Below are 19,411 nucleotides of genomic sequence, written 5' to 3'. Positions count from 1 at the left end.
ACTCCCTACTCCCCATTCCCAGTATGCAAAGTTTTCACCCATTTCAGCCGCTTTGGTCTTACCGACATGCGGGCAGTAGTACTGCTCATGACGACTAACCAGTGCAACATATATAAACTGCCACGCAGGGTTTGCACCAGCATCGTAAGATATGTAGAAAGTGGGAATTTTTGATCTTGACGTACCCGCCTTAAACCTGTAAACATTCCTACCATCGACATACAAATGGACAAGCCTGTGATCGGACTTAACATTGGTGGACGATGACGAGCGATCGCCATTAATAAATCTGGGATTGTTGCTGTGGGTAAGATATACATAATCAGCATAAAAATCAGCAAATCCCAGGTTTTGCGCCCTCCCATGCGGTTTTTGACAATTAAATCCCAATAATCCAAATAGCGTTGATAACCACCTTCTGCCCAACGGTTGCGCTGATGCCAGAGTGAAACTGCACTTGTCACTCCTTCTTCTTGCACCGCGGGATGGAAAACACACTCAATATCCCATTTATCCAAATGTAAGCGGATTGTCAAATCCAAATCATCGGTAATGGTTTCTTCATTCCAGCCACCGCAGCTTTCCAAGGCTCTCCGCCGGACAAATTGACCATTCCCGCGTAGTTCGCCAATGCCACCAAGGGCGGTTCGCTGTTGCTGAAACCAAGTATCAAGAGCCATTTCGGCCATTTGACCCTTAGTCCAAAAGTTTTCTTTGGCGTTGGCGTTCGCGTTAGCGTCTGCTTGTAGAATCGCTTTTCGCACCTGCACCGCCCCCACCTTTTCTCTTTGAAATAAAGGTATTACCTGTTGTAGCAAGTCTGGTGTTACTTGGGCATCAGCATCAAATACTGCTATAATATCGCCCTTTGTCAGAGGCAATACCTGATTTAACGCCCCCGATTTGCCACCACTAGCTTCTGCTGAACGCCTTAGTACTTTCAGTTGCTCGTGTTTCTGTTGGAGTTCTGCTAATAAACGTGGCGTGCTATCACTGCTGTGATCGTCAATTATCCATACTTCGTATTGCCCACCTGGATATTCCAGATTACAAAGATTTTTAACTAATTTAGCAATTACCGCTTCCTCATTTTTCGCAGCCACTAACACAGATACAGAGGGTAAATCTCCCTGTATTTCTTTTGGATAACGACGGGATTTAGTAAACACTACCACCAAGGCATGAAATCCTAGAATGGTGGTCAGTCCTAGAATAAATATAGAAGCCCAAGAAACTAAATGTAGAGCGATCGTGCCACTCCAGACGATAGTCAAGACTAGAGCCGCTTTGCGTCTACGACCTTGAAACCGGGGTGTTAGAGACACAGGATCAGCCTCTAACACTGACTCCTCATTTGCTGATAGGTCAGACAACAAGGAGTTGAGCGGATCAAGCTCTTGATAAGAATCTTCTTCGGGCCAGGAATTCGCTGGCATAGGTTAGGTTGCTTGATTCAAAAACCAGTATTTGTCTACAGTTAGTAATTTTACGGACAAATATCCCTAAGCTACTTTTCCCGATATTAATCGGAATGGGCAAACTGCAATACCCACTATCCCTAAGCCAAAAGCTGCTGGGACTACCTTTGTTGTCACTGCAACTTTGCGTAATTACCTCGCATTAACCACTTTTGCTACTCTTAGACAGAGGCTTGATTCCTTTGATAGCCATTTAGGCAGGAAGCTTGTAGAGTGGGACTTTCTTCAATGAGAACTCTGGTTTGGGCAAAGTAATAACAAGGTACTAGCAGCTCGTTGTTGGGAGAAACAGCAATAATAACATCCACAACTTTACAGTGGGGATTTTTAGTGTTATTTTCCCCAGCTTCGATAAAAGTTAATGCAGCCCTATTCTAACCGAAATTTTAATATTTCTTAGCAGTAACTTCATTTTTGAGCATGGGGCAAGGGGGAGATGAGGGAGTAGGGGGAGATGAGGGAGTAAAAAGAGACAAATTATCCCCCTCATCCCCCTCATCCCCACTATGTGCTTTAGACACATCTTTTGGGAATACTACTAACATCCACTAATATCCCCAATTGCCAACTAATTTGAGGAATATTTAAGAATGTCTATTGACCAACTTCAACTCCAGCCTGCTACTCAACAACAAGCTAGTGTTTACTTACCTTACGTTCAGGGCGCTAGGCGCAATTTCTTACCCTATGCCATCAGTCTTTATCAAAAAGGGGTCTTGGAGGGACACCGGAAGATAGAAGCCAGTGAACATGTTCCCTTTGTTGCCTCCTGGAATGTTGGGACTTTACCCTCAGACTTAACCCGTTGCCGAATCCAGTTTGATGGCAATGCTGAACTGAGTTACGAACTGATGATGGCTAGTTTCGAGTTTATTAATTTTTTAATTGAAGTTATGGAGAACTATAAACGTTATCGTGCGACCGATTTTTCACAACCGTTTTATCGCAAACTACTGCGTATAGACGATTGAATGAACTCAGCCGGACTTTTGTAAGTTCGGCTTCTCTTTAAAACTCAAAATTTCAGAAGCCTAGCCCCCATTCCAATGCAGCTATTTTTATTCTTGCGTTTACGGTGCGTGTTGGAGACAATCGCATCATGACCCAATTTGAATTTCGTTTTGTTTTGAGAAGATGTTTAAATTGTTCTAAGGTTTAGCCTGAGCCACTCCGTAAATTCTTCACGCCCTAAATCACCAGCCGCTAACAGCAGGACAATACGCTCCTGTTCTTCGATCAAAGCATCAATTTCCATCCTATTTAAAACAAGAAATATTTCCATAGCTGCGTGACCTGACGATGCAGATTTAGGACTTCCACCACCGTCAGGTAACGTATCATGCTAAACGTCGGTACAATTCGGCATTTTTCTTCAGCACATAGTTGGCTGCTTGAGCAAAATCGCTCGTCGGGTGACTGAGCCAGTCTTCTATCCTGGCACGTAACAAATCTTCAAGTGAGATACCAGTCTCTTGTGCTATTGCTTGCAGCTTTTGCAATTGTTCATCGGAAAAGTCGAGCGTGATGGAAGCCACAGCCATTACTCCTTGATGCTAGGAAAGTGTAGCATTATTAGTATTTTAAGTTTCTCTGACAGGCGATCGCTTCAAAGGTTGCCTCTGCCAATAGCCGAAATCGCGCCTCACTTTCTAGAAGCGCTACTTCTACCTGCTTGCGTTCAGCGATTTCTCGTTGTAGTTCCAGAGTCCGTTTAGCAACCTGCTGCTCTAAAATCGAATTATAATCAGTCAGGATTTTATCAACTTTTTTGCGTTCAGTAATATCAATACAAATATTAAATGATTTGGCTAATTCCCCCAATTCATCAGAACGATTTATTTTTATTGTTTTTTCCCATTCATCTTGAGTCAGTGCTAAAGCTGATTTTTGTAAGGCTAGAACTGGTTGAATAATCCACCGTAAAATAAAAGATGAGAAAGTCCTGTACATCTAATTGACCAAATTTAATAGCAGTAGCATTATTAAAAATTTGGGTCGAAAACCCTGTCGTTCTACGACGGCTTTTGGTAGAATAACGGTTGTGGAAGCGTAATCAACCACTTAAAAAACCCGATTGCTGCCTAATATGCAGACGCTGTACCTTGACAATTGAATCTAGGGGGTTCTACTTCATAGTTCTAGTATCACCTGGAAGTAGGTAAAAGATTTACAGGTACTAGACAACCGGCATTAAAGCTTACGAGGTCGCTCGGCTTTAACATCAAACAAATTTTGCACTATGAGCAACTAGGGTAGGGCATACCCAAAGTTAACGCTTGAAGAGAGAACCACCTCTGAATTAGATAACGCAAGGAATCTAATTGAAGTGGACTCGTTGAATCAAGAATCCTCAGCCGTCATGCTGAGGAGTGTCAAAAGAGTATTTTTTACAAAAACTCGAATTTCCCAACATTTCAAAGCAGGTATGGGGCAATGGTGCGATTAAAACTGTGGCAGTGGGTCGTCTTAGCAATCCCGATCGCGTTTATCATCATTTTCTTACTAGTATCCGCTGGTTTACAAATCCATGCGTGGGGCATTAATTGGATTTGGGGTGTATTCACCCTTCTATTCGTTGGTTGGCGTTGGCTATTGGTGAAATTGACTCTACCTGCTGTTAACCAGGTAGAAGCTGTATTAGCCCAAGTTCAAGAAGAACTGGAATCGACAGCAGAGGATACAGTAGGGTTACCAGTGGGAACTGATGTCACAAAGCTTGCAGAAGCCGCCCTTCAAGAGATTTTGCAAGCAGCACAAAGCGATCGCCCGATTTGGGAAGACTGGCAAACTTTTTGGACGCGATGCCAAGATTTGGTTGTAGCGATCGCTCATATCTACAATCCTCAAATTCAATATCCGCTACTGAACATTTACGTCCCCCAAGCTTACGGGTTGATTCGGGGAACGGTGGATGATATGGATCGGTGGATGCAAAAGTTATCCCCTGTCCTGAATCAGGTAACGGTTGGGCAAGCATACCAAGGCTACGAAGTCTACCGGAAGTTAGAGCCATCGGCTCGGAAATTTTGGAAAGCTTGGAGTTGGGCCCAGTGGCTTTTAAATCCGGTGGCGGCGGTGGCAAAACAAGTCAGTCAGGGTTCTAGTAACCAGGCAACTCAGCAATTGTTGGGGAATTTGAGCCAGTTATTTCGAGAAGCTGCCCTAAGAAACTTATGTCGGCAGGCGATCGCTCTTTACGGACGTACTACATTACCAGTTTCCGCAACCGTAGTATCCACGACTTTACCCAAGGCAAAAACCCAAACCCTCCGAGAAATCCTCACTTTTGCTCAACCCGCCGATGCCGTTGAGCAAAAACCCGTGAATATTCTGCTGGTAGGGCGTACCGGTTCGGGAAAAAGTAGCCTGATTAACACGCTATTTCAGGCGGATCTCGCAGCCGTTGATGTTTTACCCAGTACCGATCGCATTCAAAATTATCAATGGCAGACTGAAAGTGGGGAAACCCTAACGCTTTTGGATACACCTGGTTACGAACAAGTCAACCGTGCCGATCTCAGAAATTTGGTGCTTGATTATGCCATCAACGCAGATTTGCTGTTATTAGTCACCCCTGCCCTCGATCCTGCCCTGCAAATGGATGTAGACTTTTTGCAAGACATCAAAGCAGAAGTTGCAGATTTACCTGCTATAGCGATCGTTACTCAAGTAGATCGTCTGCGTCCGATCCGCGAATGGCAACCCCCTTATGATTGGGAATGGGGCGATCGCCCCAAAGAAATTGCTATTCGCGGATCTACTGAGTATCGTGCAAAACTGCTGGGATGTGATCTAGTTGTGCCTGTGGTTACAGGTGAGAGCAAAACAAATCGAATCGCTTGGGGAGTAGAGGGGCTATCGTTAGGATTAATAGATGCGATCGCACCATCCAAACAACTCCGTCTCGCCCGCTTTTTGCGTAACCTCGAAGCCCGCACCGTCGCTGCTGCCAAAATCATCGACGATTACACCTTCCAAATGGCCACAACACAGGGACTAACGGCATTGCTCAAAAGTCCCGTTCTCCAGTTTGTTTCTACGCTCTCAACCGGATCTCCAGCCTTAGCATATATGCTGGCACAACAAATTCCCGTGGAACAGTTGCCGATTGTGATTGGTAAACTCCAAATGGGATATGAGCTTTTCTCGCTCTTGAATACAGCTAACCCTAACCCGCTCAACTTTGAATTGCTATCCCTCTGGCCGCTATTGCTGGAAAATTCCGCTTCACCCGATCGCAACGCCTGGGCTTTTGGTCACGCCTTAGTGGAATACTGGACTCAAAATTTGACGGTTGAACAACTCCGAAAGCGATTTGAGTATTATTTGGCGATCGCTAAATAATTAGGACTTACGCACTGTACAAAAATATTATCTTGTGCATTAACGGAGTTTGGTCATTTCAAGCTTTTGACGACCAACTTCAGATAAAGAGCGATCTCTAAAAAATCCTCACAGTATGACATACACCGAAATCTCTCCTAACCGATTTAATTTTATTCAATGGTAAGAGGTATGGAACCGACCATCGAACAACTTAAAGCATTCTTTGACTTTTGCGTTCGGGCTAGTAATTTGCTTAGAGATATAGCATTAGTTAGATTTGATCACAGGACAAGCCGAATCGTGATTTTGATAGGCGAAACCATCCAAGTAGAAATTCTTAGTAATGGGGAGAACATTATCCGATGACAGACTATTTAACTCTTAATGAGCAACAATTAAGACAATATGTGATATCAAACCCCCAGCATGAAGAGGCATTTCAGCATTACCTCAGTATCATGAGAGCGAAACCGGGGGTAGTGGTCAGCACTCCAGAACAATTAGAGGCTGAGTTAAAACGGCGTATTAATCAAGCTACTTAACATAGAACCCGTTACTGACATTCCAGTAACGGGGCCTACACATCTTCCATTCCACAAGTTGAATTAGCCCTGAGAGTATATTTCCAAGGAATCATCTGTAAATCCAACGTATTTATACCAAAAAAAATCAAAACAAAAATGCGGTGATGGATCGTATTCCTAACATCAAAGTTAAGATTACGATTATAGAGTAGGTGTCTGCTGAACCTACCAGCCTTACCTGAGTTTTTGCACAGACATCCCTTTGATTCCGAGTGGTTTATGAAAAATATATTAGACATCTCCATCTCTCAAGAACAGAATTCACATCAGAGCTATAGTATTCCGTCTTACAATAGGTTGCTTTCGGTCGTGAAGGATTTGGCTTGTGTGCGGTCTATTGAAGAAATTATTGAGATTGTGCGGTTGGCTGCTCGCGATCTGACTAATGCTGATGGAGTAACTTTTGTCCTGCGAGATGGTGAATGTTGCCACTACGTCGATGAAAACGCCATCGGGCCACTTTGGAAAGGGATGCGTTTTCCGCTTAAGTCTTGCATCTCCGGTTGGGCAATGCTCAATAAACAAGCAGCCGTAATTGAAGACATTTACCAGGATGCTCGAATTCCTCTTGATGCTTATAAAGTAACTTTTGTCAAGAGTTTAGTGATGGTTCCCATACGGATTTCAGATCCACTGGGTGCGATCGGAGCTTACTGGAGTACACAACACCGAGCCACGTCCGAAGAGATAGAACTGCTTGAGATTTTGACAGATACTACAGCAGTTGCGATCGCTAACGTTCAACTTTACCAGAAATTGACGAACCAAAACGCCCTGAAAGACAAATTTATTGCGATGCTAGCTCACGAGTTGAGGAATCCCGTTGCTCCCATCTCAAACGGGGTTCAGCTTCTCAAGTTGAAGCTAGGCGAGACTGGTGCAGTCGGACAAACAGTTTTAATGATGCAACACCAGATTAAGCACCTCTCGAAATTGATCGATGAGTTACTTGACGTATCGTCGATTACTTATGGGAAAATTTCATTAAACCTGGAGAAGGTTAATTTGGTGGAATTGGTTCGCCAGAGTCTCAATGACCATGCAGAAGCAATAAAGAGATCGAACCTTAATGTAGTACAAGACTTACCAAACAAGCCTTTGTGGGCTTATGTTGATCCGACGCGGTTCTTCCAAGTCTTTGGGAACCTTCTTGATAACGCCTTAAAATTTTCCAAGCCAGATGGGACAATCTGGGTGGATCTCTCATGTATTCTGGGTGAAAATGGCTCAGGCAGTGTAGGGGTATTATCTGTAAGAGATTCAGGTATTGGGATAGACCCGACAATTTTACCAGAACTATTCGAGCCGTTTACCCAAGCCGATCGCAGTTTAGATCGTTCGAGGGGCGGGCTAGGTTTGGGATTATCGGTAGTAAAAAGTTTGGTAGAACTTCATGGTGGTAATGTTGAAGCCTCAAGTAGAGGGGTTAATTTGGGAGCAGAATTCAAAGTCACTCTTCCTGTATGCGAAGAGATTCCAGCTTGGGATAATGACCCGGAGATTATAGAAGCGGCTAAAAAATCGTTGAAGATTTTAGTCATCGAAGATAACGAAGATTCAGCCCTAACATTAAAAGCAGTGCTTGAGTACTTCGGACATGAAGTTTCTGTTGCTAACAATGGAATTTCAGGGATAAAAACTGCAAGAGAGTTTGAGCCTCATGTGATTATTTGTGACATCGGACTTCCCGAAATGGATGGATTCGCCGTTGCACAAGAATTGAGTAAAGACTCAAAATTTACTCGCTCAATTCTGATTGCACTCACCGGCTACGGTAGCCAGGAGGATCGGCAGCTTGCGCTTCAGGCTGGTTTCAAATGCCATTTGACCAAGCCTGTAGACTTTGACATACTGACAGCAGAAATTGATCGATACTTTGATGGAGTATTATCAAGCTAACGAATTTTGCTATTTTCTCATCCTTGCTTTATTAAGTTATCAGCTTCAATCGGGGGCAACAATTTTATTATCGTGATCATGGTTGATTGACCAACGGTGATCGACAGTCATAGAGGAAAACTCGCAAATTTCTTCTAGGCGCTTTTGCTGCACGGCAGCTTTACGCAGAGTAATAATTAGTTGATTTACCTGATGCCGTAAATCTGGGTTATCATTTACAGCTAACATAGTTTGTCTTTCTAAAAGTTGAAGTATAAGTTCGTAGTGAATAGGAGAAGGTAGAGGAATTTGCTCCATGAAGTTAACTTTTGATTTCATATTTGAGATTTTGTATGAGTCAGATTTTGGCTTTTGTTAATAAATTGTTACATAAGAAATAACTAGTTGCTTATGGCTTTGATTTGATTAGCAATGAAGATTTGGCAAAGATATGATGATATTTGATGGCAATGTGCTGCCTGTCCACGCATAGTGTACCCAATTGACCGACTATTGTATGCAGTTAGTTGCCCCATGCTAAAAGGCGTGGGGGAGGTGTTTATTTCAGAAATTTCTCGGCAATATATGGGCGATCGCAGCGCCGGGATCTGGTTGTTTTACTAAAGATTCTCCAATGAGTACAGCAGATGCACCGGCTGTCAGCACCAAGCTCAAATCATCTGGGTTGTATAGTCCTGACTCGCTGACAACAAAGATGTTTTTCTCTTGCAATTGGCTACCCCTTGCAGCTAAAAGTTGGCAAGTAGTTTGCAGGTCAACAGAGAAATCTTCCAAATTGCGATTATTGATTCCTACTAGGGAGACGCCATCTAAGGCTAACACACGGTCAAGTTCTGCCAAACTATGGACTTCAACCAAGGTTGCCATTTTCAGGTTGTTAGCAATTTTAAGGAAGTATTTCAAATCTTGATCGCTCAAAATAGCCGCAATCAACAAAATCGCATCTGCACCCTGAACCCGCGCCAAGTATATCTGATAAGCATAAACGATAAACTCTTTGCACAGTAGGGGCAAATCTACAGCAGCCCGAACTTTGGCTAAGTTCTCAAAACTACCTTGAAAGAACTTGACATCCGTTAGCACAGAAAGACAACTAGCGCCACCTTGCTGATAAGACAGGGCGATCGCTACTGGGTCAAAATCTTCTCGGAAAACGCCTTTGCTAGGTGAAGCTTTTTTAACTTCGGCAATCAATGCTGGCTTTGTCTTACCTTGACGCAAAGCGGCGACAAAATCACGGGTTGGCGGTGCAGTCAGTACCCGCTTCCGTAATTCTTGCAAAGGAACTTTTTCCCGCATTTGGTCATATTCTAGTTCTTTCTGCCAGACAATTTCCTCCAAAATGTTGTTTGGCGCTGCATCAGGTACGACAGCCTGGTAACGCAATATCGATACATTAATAGCTGGGTTAGGGGAACGGCGACGGATTTGCATAATTGGTACGGAGTTGGGAGTTGGGAGTTAGGAGTTAGGAGTTAGGAGTTGGGAGGTGGGAGTTAGGAGTTAGGAGTTAGGAGTTAGGAGTTAGGAGTTAGGAGTTGGGAGTAGAGACGCGATTAATCGCGTCTGTACAGGAGTTAGAGATTATTAATTCCTCACTCCTAACTTTTCACTTCTAACTTTTAGATGGCGATCGCTCGTTTATAAGCTTCGTCTAGCACTTCCGAAAGTGTCGGGTGGGCGTGAACTAGATGTGCGAGACTTTGGACGGATTGACGGTTTGCGATCGCAGCTGAGGCTTCATGAATTAAGTCTGAGGCGTGCAGTCCGAAAATGTGAACGCCCAAGACTTCTCCGGTGTCTTTGCGATATATCACTTTGGCAATACCGTCGGCTTCATTTTCTGCCAACGCTTTGGAATTCCCTTTGTAGTAACTCCGACTTGTGGCGATTTCAAACCCTTCGGTTTGTCCTAACTCTTTAGCTGCGGTTTCTGTTAAGCCCACATAGCTAACTTCTGGGTGGGTAAACGCCGCGGCCGGGATGCTGCGATAGTCTACTATTCTTTCCCTCCCAACTATATTTTCTACGGCGATGATGCCTTGAGCAGATGCCGCATGTGCCAACATCATCTTTCCATTAGCGTCGCCAATTGCCCACAAATGCGGCACTATTTCACCGGCTGATAGCACTGCCATGCGATCGTCAACTGGAATAAAATTCCGCCGATCCAATTCCACGCCCACAGATTCCAAACCGAGATTTTTGGTCGCTGGGATGCGTCCTGTAGCCACCAAGCAAGCATCTACTTCGATGACTTCTACATCTTCTTTGGTTTTGAAATCTGCTAATTCAATCACCACTGGTGAACCGGGGATGACTTTTTTAGCGTATATCCCCACTTTCGTTTCAATATCGCGGGGAGTAATCAGTACCCGTTCGGCAAGTTTGGCAATATCTCGGTCAAATCCTGGCATTAACTGATCTAGGGCTTCAATCAAGGTGATTTCGCAACCTAAAGCTGAGTAAATATCAGAAAATTCTAAGCCGATGTAACCACTGCCAATAATCGCTATCCAGTCTGGTAGCGACTCCAACTTAACGCCTTGATCGCTGGTAAAGACAGTTTTGCCGTCTACTTCAATCCCTGGAGGCACAAAAGGAATTGAACCAGGGGAAAGGATGATGTCTTTGGCTGTGATGATTTTTTCGCCACCGTCTCCGGTAATAGAGACTTTTTGCGCCCCAGCGATTTTTCCCCAACCGTTGATAATATCGACTTTTAGACGTTTGAGGCTGTTGGTTAAGTCGCCTTGAATTTTCGAGACGAGATTATTAGCATGATTAGCGATCGCTTGGCGATCAAATTCCACGCTACCAATTTGAATTCCCAATGACTTCAAGTGGTGGGCATTACGTAACTCGCGCACACGTCCAGATGCTGCCAGCAACGCCTTAGAAGGAATACAGCCCCGATTAACACAGGTTCCTCCCATATCAGCAGCTTCAATAATCGCTGTTTTCAAACCGCAACTTACGGCGTGTAAGGCTGCGCCATGCCCGCCTACACCAGCGCCGATAATTACTAAATCGTAATCAAATCCTTGACTCACGTTAGTTTCCCCGTGTGCTTCGCCTATTTATTCTCAACTTGACCGGCAATCAGCGCAACCCTTTTAACAGTTATCAGTTATCAGTTATCAGCTATCAGTTTTCTTGCTTGATTTTAAATGCCTCACCATAGACCATCAGAACTGTTCACTGTTGACTGTTTACTAATTTCAGGTTCGGGTGTTGCTTCAAATTATGATTCACTCGCTTTTGACGAAGATATGGATGTTTCCAGTAATTATAGTCAAATCTATATAGCTCAGTTCTGTATAGTCCAGGACTTACGCACAGCTAACGGAAAATCGGGGAGCATCCCAATCCCTCACCCCCAGCCCCTCTCCCACCTGAAGGGAGAGGGGAGACATAATTCTATTTCCCCGAATCCCATATTTGGGATTTGGGGTTAGGGGATGAGGGCAAACACAAGGTTTTTGCACCTGACGGGATGCTCCCGAAAATCGAACCTTATTAGGCGCATCCACGGAGGAATAAGAGTTTGAGAGGTTTTTTGCGTAAGTTCTATAGTCAAATGAAGTTCAAGTGCCGATTTTTGTTGAAACTTCAAGTTCTAATTCTCCCCTGCCTAATGCGCTGTTTGGCCAATGCCCATAACGCATAACGCCTGAATTTCTTTACAGCGCGTTAGCCTAACACTAAGCTGGATTTAGGATTCATCCAAAAGATTTACGCAGGCGATCGCTCGATGTCTATTCCCCAAATTAGTGAATTTACTATCCGCCGTCATGCCAACGCCAAATCTTTCCAACGGGGCGAGGCATACTATGAGGCTGGTGCTGTCAATACAGTTACCCAACGTGGCGATCTCCTTCAGGCAGATGTTGTTGGCAGTGAAGCTAAACCAAATCATGTCAATCTGAGTTTCGATAGCAGTGGCTTAACCTCAGTAAACTGCACCTGTGCCTACAACTTTGACGGGTGGTGCAAACACATTGTAGCGACGATGCTTGTCTGTGCGCGTAACCCAGAAAACATTGAGCAGCGCCCCACCCTAGAAGAACTACTTAATCGCCTAGATTATATCGAAACTCAAAGACTGCTGCAAGAGTTGGTAACAGAACACCCACCACTAATTGAGGCGATTGACCGCCATGTAAGTTGGATGACTAATCCTGCTACCCAGCAAACAACCACAAAACCCTTGCTCTACATTACTATTGATCCGGCTCCCTTTCGGCGGCAAGTGCGGCAGATTCTCAAAGATACCGTGCGCTACTTTGAGGAAGGGTGCGAAGAAGACCCAATTGGTGAAGAATTATTGAGTGTAGTGCAAACTGCGGTAGATTTTAGCGAACGGGGAGAAGGTGAAAATGCGATCGCTATTTTAGAAGCGATTACCTCTACCTGTGTGGAAAATTGGGATGATGTTGCAGAATACGGCGCTGAAAATGATCAACTTATCGAAGAATTAAATAATGCCTGGTGTGAAGCAATTCTCAGTGCAGAACTCACCCCAGAAGAAAAAGTTGATATTCAAATAAATTTAGAAGCTTGGCAAGATGAGTGGAATGTTGATTTTAGCATGATTATGGAGGCTTTACGCCAAGGTTGGGATTATCCACCACTGGTGCAAGTTCTCCAAGGTAATATTACCGAAAGGGGAGCTTGGGAAGAAGAGGTGCCAGATTATGCGGATGATTTGGCACTAATTCGGCTAAAAATCCTCGAACGTCAAGAACGTTACCAAGAATACTTATATTTAGCAGAAGCGGAAGGACAAACCCAGCATTATCTGACAATGCTAGGGCGTTTAGGCAGGGTAGAAGAAGCAATTGATGCTGCTCAAACCCAGATGAACTCAATGAAAGAGGCTTTTGCCCTAGCGAAAACACTAAGCTCTCAAGGGGCATTACAGCAAGCACTAGATATAGCCCAGAGTGGATTAAATTTACCGGGTAATTGTCAGTACGAATTGGGAATTTGGACAAGTGATTTGGCTATTGAGTTGGGTAATAGTGAAGCTGCTTTATTAGCAATCAAGGCGGCTTTTCAAGTGAAACCCTCTTTTGTTGACTACCAAAAGATGGCAGAATTGGCTGGGGAAAACTGGGAGAGTGTCAAAACAGACTTTTTAAGAATTATTCGTACTGATAATGGTGGGGGAACAGAATCAGCCAAGGTGGATATATTCTTATATGAGGGGCTAATTGATGATGCAATTGCGATCGCTAATGAAATCAGTTCTGATAATTCAGAATTGATTCACCGAGTCATGGATGCTGCTATCCCTTACAATCCTAATTGGGTGATTGCTAATGCTCGTCGCCGTGCCGAAAAGATTATGGATGCAGGTAAAGCCGAATACTACTACTACGCAGTTGAATGGTTGAAAAAGGTACGTAACGCCTACTTGGAATCTGGAAATAAAGCTGACTGGTTAAGCTATCGCCAAAACTTGATGCAAACCCACGCTCGTAAACGTAAATTGATGCGAATGTTTCAGCAAAGGGATATGCAATAACCCTAAACCCTAACAAAACGCAAGTTTGCCTACTTTTAACAAGGGAATTTTGCCCAAGTCTTGTTAATTGAGATACTAAGTAAGTGAATCAAATTAAATATAAAACCTCACCCTGCCTCCGGCTTCCCCCGACAATAATAAGGAGAGGGATTGAGGGTGAGGTTTTATCTTAATATTTAATTACGCCTACCTACTTAATATAATAGTTTGGATTAGTCTCACCGATTTACTTAAGTAAGTGGGCGCAAATAATCATCACTGGCTCGTAGTTGCGCTTTAGCGCTAAAGCGTAACTACAAGCCAAATACAGAGATTTTACTTTTTGTTACATAGTTTGGTTTTATCTTGCCTACCTACTTATATCAAATCCGGTAGCATCTGAATGATTAAAAAACCGCTCCAGACGCAGAGGGCGCGAAGGATATATCTGCTTGCTTATGCAGCTTGAACACCATCAATGCTTTTAAGTCTGCAATAACCAGTTGATTTAGCTTTTAAATTGAGATTTACCCAAGATATCAAATTTAGTGACAAAAGATGAAGTAAGATTCACATCTGAAACACTCCCCGAATAATCCCATAGTTTCTAACAAAAAATAGTCCAGTGCGATGATTGATAAATATCCTCAAAATCTTATAGTGTCCTGCTTACCACTGAGTATGCTTCTATTACTTGGCAACATAACTTATAGTCCACTGAAAGCTCAGGCTGTTGATAATACACAATTACCAACTAGTAATTTCATCCTGTCACAACAACAACTCCCACCACCACAGGATGTCCAACCACCCTTACCTTCGCCAGTTCCCTCACCTGAACTGCCACAACCACTCCCCCCACCAGCAGAACTATTTCCACCCTCTATCCCAACTCCCACACCTGATGAACCACCCCCTGGCAACTTTCCTCAAACTATTGTTGTTGAACGGTTTGAAGTTGTTGGTAGCACAGTCTTCAGTCCCGAAGAGTTGGCTCTGGCCACTGCTGAATTTACCAAACGACCGATATCAATGACTCAAGTGTATCAAGCACGTTCTAAAATTACTGATTTATACCTCCAAAATGGTTACATTACTTCTGGTGCTTATATCCCGCCCCAAACAATCAAATCCGGTGTTATAAAAATTCAGGTGGTCGAAGGTAAATTAGAAGATATCCAGGTAACTGGAACTCGGCGGTTGAACCCGAATTATGTCCGCAGCCGACTAGCAATAGCGACATCAGCGCCTCTGAATCGGAAACGTATACTAGAGGCACTGCAAGTTTTGCAACTTAATCCTTTAATTAAAAACGTCTCTGCTGAACTCACCGCAGGATCGCGCAGTGGTACGAGTTTGTTGCAAGTGAATATCAGCGAGGCAAAAACCTTTAGTAGCCCAATAATTCTTGATAATGGGCGATCGCCTAGTGTTGGCAGTTTCCGCCGGGGATTACGATTGAATGAAGCCAACTTACTCGGATTGGGAGATGGTCTAAGTTTAGGATACACCAACACTGATGGTAGCAACTCCTTTGACGCTAGCTACACATTGCCTCTCAATCCCCGCAACGGGACACTTAGCTTCAACTATGGCACTACGTCGAGTAATGTCATTGAACCTGCCTTTAAATCTTTAGATATCAAATCGGCATCTCGCTACTACGAATTGACATTCCGTCAGCCTATAGTCCAAACTCCCACACAAGAATTCGCCCTTGGGTTAACAGCTTCCCGACGCGAAAGTGATATCTCGTGGAAACTACAAAAAGAGAGCGAAGGAGGGTTTCCTCCCTCTGTACTTTCGCCTGGTGCTGATGAACAGGGACGCACCAAGGTATCTGCCTTGCGATTTTTTCAAGAATGGACGAATCGTAATAGTCGTGAAGTCATCGCCCTACGCTCTCAATTCAGTTTGGGCATAGATGTGTTGAATCCCACGATTAATCAAAATCCTCCCGATAGCCGTTTTTTTGCTTGGCAAGGACAAGCGCAGCTGGCACGCCTTTTAGCTCCTGAAACTTTACTTTTACTTCGTTTAAATACGCAACTAGCATCTAGAACACTCTTACCTATAGAGCAAATTGGCTTAGGTGGACAGGATAGCGTTCGGGGTTACCGTCAAGATTATTTGCTGACAGATAATGGCACTTTTGTTTCTGCGGAAGTTCAAATACCGATTCTGCGCTTACCCCAGATAGGTAGCAGGTTACAGGTTATCCCGTTTGTGGATTTTGGTGTTGGCTGGAACAGTTCTGGTAGAGAGAACCCCGACCCTAATACTTTAGCTGCTGTTGGTCTGGGGTTGCGTTGGTCACAAGGCGATCGCTTCACCGTTCGTCTTGACTGGGGCATTCCTTTAGTATCTATTAACTCGAATGATAGAACATTGCAAGAAAACGGACTGTATTTTAGTTTATTCTATAATCCTTTTTAAATAGGGGTTCATTCTCCTTTATTGTCTGAAAAGTTCTTGAATTTTGAATGCGTAAATTTTGAATTGTTAATTAATTTCGAGTTTCCCCACCACTCAGAATCAAAATCCGTAAATATACCATGTCTTCTATTCAGTGTTTGATTTTATTTTGGGTATCCTAAGAAAGACAAGGTTAGATGATATGGGCAAAGGGGGAAAGTTTATAACTTACGTAAAACTAGACGCGCTCAGGGGCAATTCATCAATTGCCCCTACCTAAAAACCATTCTTTTCGGCTATTGTTTGCGTAAGTCCTGTTAGTGATACTTTACCCCAAAAGATCCCCCCAATACGGAGCGGATAAGCTCTTGAGGCAGGGGAGGCGAGGCTGTTGAGGAAAGAGGAAGAGGGTTTTTGTGCAGTAATTCTTCTCTTCCCGAACTCCCCCAACCTGCTTCAACCAAGAAATTCCTTAACCGAACGGCATTGAAAGGTATTGGAACTTGTGGGAGTAGGATTTTTTAGACTAAGACATAAAAATATGAGAATTTGAGGAACAGCCATGTTAGGAAACGAGCGGGAAAAAATACGCCATCTGTTGGTCATTCAAGACCTGCAAGGCCAGCGAACTGTCCACTTGCAAGAGACTACTTATTCTCTAGGGCGGCATCCCGCAAACACTATTATCTTGTCTTCCCGGTCAGTATCAATGCAACATGCAATTTTATTGCGAGTAACTGTTCCAGAGACTGATCAATATGGCTTTCAAATTATTGATGGCAACTATAAAGGAAAAGGGAGTACTAATGGTTTATTTGTCAATGGCACTAAAAGCTTTTCCCATAATCTCAGAAATGGAGATGTCATTGCCTTTGGCAGTAATCAAGCTCAAGCTAAATATTATGCTATTTCTAACATTTCAGAACAAGCATTTTCTGAATCTTTTGATGTTGAAGACTTATCTGCTTTCCTCTCAGAGCAAGGCAGTCCTGCCAATCCTTTTCAAACCTTAGCTATCGATCCTGGCGTTGAATTAGCTAGTGAGTCTGCCCTCGCTCGCCTAGCATCCTTCCCTGAACTCATCCCCAATCCAATCATTGAGATGGATTTCGAGGGAACAGTTACTTATCTCAATCCAGCCGCAGCTTTGAAGTTTCCCAAACTTAGGGAAATTGGAACAAAACACCCGATTTTAACAGGACTCCTGAATACAGTTAAGAATCTAGAAAAAAATTCTTTTGTGCGGGAGGTGGAAGTAGGTACAGAAGTTTTTGAACAATCCGTTCTCTACCTTCCTGAAAGTGATTTAATTAGAACATTTATTATTAGGGATATTACAGAGCAAAAACAAGCCATAGCCGAACTATGTCAGCGCGATCGCTTGCTACAGGCAGTCGCAGAAGCTACCAATTATTTGCTAGGGGAAATGAATTATGAAACTGGTATTGATCTAGCTCTAGCTGTATTGGGTGAAGCTGCCAAAGCAGATCGTGCCTATCTTTTTCAGAACCATCCCCATCCTGCTACAGGAGAAATAGTAGTTAGCCTACGGTTTGAATGGACACATCCTTCTATTGAATCTACTTATGAATATTGGCAGAATCAGCCTTATCAAGGTTGTGGATTAGCTCGTTGGTATGCTGTTCTCTCTAGCGGCAAGTCGATTAGTGGACTCACCCAAGAATTTCCTGCCGCCGAACAAGAATTCCTGATTAGAGATGGTATTCAATCTCTTCTCCTAGTACCTCTTTGCTTGGAAAAAGATTTCTGGGGTTACCTTGGCTTGGCAGACTGTACCTTTGAGCGTCATTGGTCAAAGCACGAAGAATCTACGCTTTTGACGATGGCTGCCAGTATCATTGGTGCGCGGCAGCGTCAGCAAGCAGAAGAAAAGATTCGCTATCAAGCCCTACATGACATGCTGACAGGGTTGCCTAATCGCTTCCTATTTAATGAACTGCTTAATAAAACTCTCCCCAACGCCACTCGCAATCGTGAAAGTTTAGCTGTGATCTTTCTCGACCTAGATCGCTTCAAGGTGATTAATGACACTTTGGGACACACTCTGGGAGACAAATTGTTACAAAACGTCGCTCAAAGATTACAAGACTCACTCAGAGGCGGAGACACTATAGCCCGTTGGGGAGGTGATGAATTCACTATCTTACTCCCGCGAATCAATGATATTGAAGAGGTAACACTGGTGGCATATAGAATATTACAAGCATTGGAGGAGGCTTTCCATCTCCAAGGGCATGAACTTTATGTGACTGCCAGCCTTGGTATTGCCTTGCTTGATAACAACAGTCCTGACGCTGAAACATTAATCCAGCACGCAGATGCAGCTTTGTACTACGCCAAGGACAAAGGGCGGAATAACTACCAATTCTATAGTGTTTCCCTGAGTGCTAAAAATCCTGAACTCCTGACTTTAGAAAAGAGCTTGCGCTATGCCCTAGAACGCAATGAATTTACCCTGTACTATCAACCTCGCGTAAATATTGCTACAGAAGAAATTAATAGTATGGAGGCTCTATTGCGTTGGCAGCATCCAGAGATGGGATTGGTCGCACCCAGTGTTTTCATTCCCCTAGTCGAAGAAAGTGGCTTAATTGTCCCCATCGGCGAATGGGTGCTGCGGACAGCCTGTATTCAAAATAAAATCTGGCAAGATGCAGGATTACCACCTATAACGATCGCTGTTAATCTTTCTCTTAAGCAGTTTTGCCAACCCAAATTGATGGAGACTATAGCTACAGTTTTAGAAGAAACGGGTCTGGAGCCGCACTTTTTAGAATTAGAAATTATGGAAACCACAGCTATTGAGGATTTAGATTTTACCAGAACGGTGTTAAAGGATCTACAGCAGATGGGTGTTTATCTCTCCATTGATGATTTTGGTACGGGTCATTCCTCGCTCTCGCGTCTACAGCTTTTGCCACTGCACAATCTGAAAATAGATAAATCTTTTATTCAATATTTGACGCAAGATGTTAAAGTAGCTCATATTATCAAGGCGATAGTTACCTTGGGACACAGCTTGGGATTGAGGTTGATAGCCGAAGGGGTAGAAAAAGAAGAGGAACTGGAGTTCTTGAAATCTATTAATTGTGATGATGTACAAGGCTATTTATTCTACCGACCACTTTCTGCCCAGAAAGCAACAGAAATCCTCGAAAGTAAACGACCAACGCTTTAGT

At 43.5% G+C, this 19,411-nt stretch carries 15 protein-coding genes; 8 read left to right on the top strand and 7 right to left on the bottom strand.

The window, feature by feature from the left end; all coding sequences use genetic code 11:
* Window positions 1-5: 5 nt before the first annotated feature.
* The gene (locus V7K73_RS17030; protein ID WP_334881778.1) at window positions 6-1,436 is read right to left on the bottom strand and encodes a glycosyltransferase; all 1,431 of its coding nucleotides are present in this window, start codon (window positions 1,434-1,436) and stop codon (window positions 6-8) included.
* A 632-nt stretch (window positions 1,437-2,068) separates the two neighbouring features.
* Here V7K73_RS17030 and ebsA point away from each other — a divergent pair.
* Window positions 2,069-2,449, top strand: a complete 381-nt coding sequence (gene ebsA, locus V7K73_RS17025) for a type IV pilus biogenesis protein EbsA (protein ID WP_334881777.1) — start codon at window positions 2,069-2,071, stop codon at window positions 2,447-2,449.
* A gap of 167 nt (window positions 2,450-2,616) precedes the next feature.
* Here the strand turns inward: ebsA and V7K73_RS17020 are convergent, their stop codons facing one another.
* Genes V7K73_RS17020 through V7K73_RS17010 form a run of 3 tightly spaced genes read right to left on the bottom strand, consistent with a single transcriptional unit; the run spans window position 2,617 to window position 3,428 of the window.
* The gene (locus V7K73_RS17020; protein WP_334881776.1) at window positions 2,617-2,760 is read right to left on the bottom strand and encodes a hypothetical protein; all 144 of its coding nucleotides are present in this window, start codon (window positions 2,758-2,760) and stop codon (window positions 2,617-2,619) included.
* 55 nt (window positions 2,761-2,815) lie between these two features.
* Complete coding sequence (locus V7K73_RS17015) at window positions 2,816-3,019, bottom strand: DNA-binding protein (RefSeq protein ID WP_442936771.1); 204 nt, start codon at window positions 3,017-3,019, stop codon at window positions 2,816-2,818.
* Window positions 3,020-3,050: 31 nt separating this feature from the next.
* Complete coding sequence (locus tag V7K73_RS17010) at window positions 3,051-3,428, bottom strand: HAMP domain-containing protein (RefSeq protein ID WP_334881774.1); 378 nt, start codon at window positions 3,426-3,428, stop codon at window positions 3,051-3,053.
* A gap of 483 nt (window positions 3,429-3,911) precedes the next feature.
* Here V7K73_RS17010 and V7K73_RS17005 point away from each other — a divergent pair, with 483 nt between their 5' ends.
* The 4 genes from V7K73_RS17005 to V7K73_RS16990 all read left to right on the top strand — a co-directional run bounded on the left by V7K73_RS17005 (window position 3,912) and on the right by V7K73_RS16990 (window position 8,287).
* Window positions 3,912-5,822 (top strand): GTPase family protein, encoded by a 1,911-nt coding sequence (locus V7K73_RS17005; RefSeq protein ID WP_334881773.1) that lies wholly within the window; start codon window positions 3,912-3,914, stop codon window positions 5,820-5,822.
* 171 nt (window positions 5,823-5,993) lie between these two features.
* Window positions 5,994-6,170, top strand: coding sequence for a DUF6888 family protein (locus V7K73_RS17000; RefSeq protein WP_334881772.1), 177 nt, complete (start codon window positions 5,994-5,996; stop codon window positions 6,168-6,170).
* A complete protein-coding gene (locus V7K73_RS16995) occupies window positions 6,167-6,346 on the top strand; it encodes a DUF6887 family protein (RefSeq protein ID WP_334881771.1) in 180 nt (59 codons plus the stop codon). Before V7K73_RS17000 ends, V7K73_RS16995 begins: the two co-directional genes overlap by 4 nt.
* A 261-nt stretch (window positions 6,347-6,607) precedes the next feature.
* Window positions 6,608-8,287, top strand: a complete 1,680-nt coding sequence (locus V7K73_RS16990) for a hybrid sensor histidine kinase/response regulator (RefSeq protein ID WP_334881770.1) — start codon at window positions 6,608-6,610, stop codon at window positions 8,285-8,287.
* Window positions 8,288-8,332: 45 nt separating this feature from the next.
* Here V7K73_RS16990 and V7K73_RS16985 read toward each other — a convergent pair whose 3' ends face one another.
* From V7K73_RS16985 to lpdA, 3 genes are all read right to left on the bottom strand, one after another.
* Entirely contained in the window at window positions 8,333-8,584 is a 252-nt protein-coding gene (locus V7K73_RS16985; RefSeq protein WP_334881905.1) for a DUF5340 domain-containing protein, read from the bottom strand.
* A gap of 246 nt (window positions 8,585-8,830) precedes the next feature.
* The gene (trpC, locus tag V7K73_RS16980) at window positions 8,831-9,721 is read right to left on the bottom strand and encodes an indole-3-glycerol phosphate synthase TrpC (RefSeq protein ID WP_334881769.1); all 891 of its coding nucleotides are present in this window, start codon (window positions 9,719-9,721) and stop codon (window positions 8,831-8,833) included.
* A 188-nt stretch (window positions 9,722-9,909) separates the two neighbouring features.
* Window positions 9,910-11,340, bottom strand: a complete 1,431-nt coding sequence (lpdA, locus tag V7K73_RS16975) for a dihydrolipoyl dehydrogenase (protein WP_334881768.1) — start codon at window positions 11,338-11,340, stop codon at window positions 9,910-9,912.
* Window positions 11,341-12,041: 701 nt separating this feature from the next.
* Here lpdA and V7K73_RS16970 point away from each other — a divergent pair.
* The 3 genes from V7K73_RS16970 (at window position 12,042) to V7K73_RS16960 (ending at window position 19,410) form a co-directional block, all read left to right on the top strand.
* A complete protein-coding gene (locus tag V7K73_RS16970; protein ID WP_334881767.1) occupies window positions 12,042-13,817 on the top strand; it encodes an SWIM zinc finger family protein in 1,776 nt (591 codons plus the stop codon).
* 609 nt (window positions 13,818-14,426) lie between these two features.
* Entirely contained in the window at window positions 14,427-16,232 is a 1,806-nt protein-coding gene (locus V7K73_RS16965) for a ShlB/FhaC/HecB family hemolysin secretion/activation protein (protein ID WP_334881766.1), read from the top strand.
* A gap of 541 nt (window positions 16,233-16,773) precedes the next feature.
* Window positions 16,774-19,410, top strand: a complete 2,637-nt coding sequence (locus V7K73_RS16960) for an EAL domain-containing protein (RefSeq protein ID WP_334881765.1) — start codon at window positions 16,774-16,776, stop codon at window positions 19,408-19,410.
* Window position 19,411: the final 1 nt, after the last annotated feature.

It is taken from the genome of Nostoc sp., assembly GCF_036916975.1.
Classification (GTDB): domain Bacteria; phylum Cyanobacteriota; class Cyanobacteriia; order Cyanobacteriales; family Nostocaceae; genus Nostoc.
Note: the sequence above shows the minus strand (reverse complement) of the source record. Positions and strands in the feature narration are given on the sequence as shown.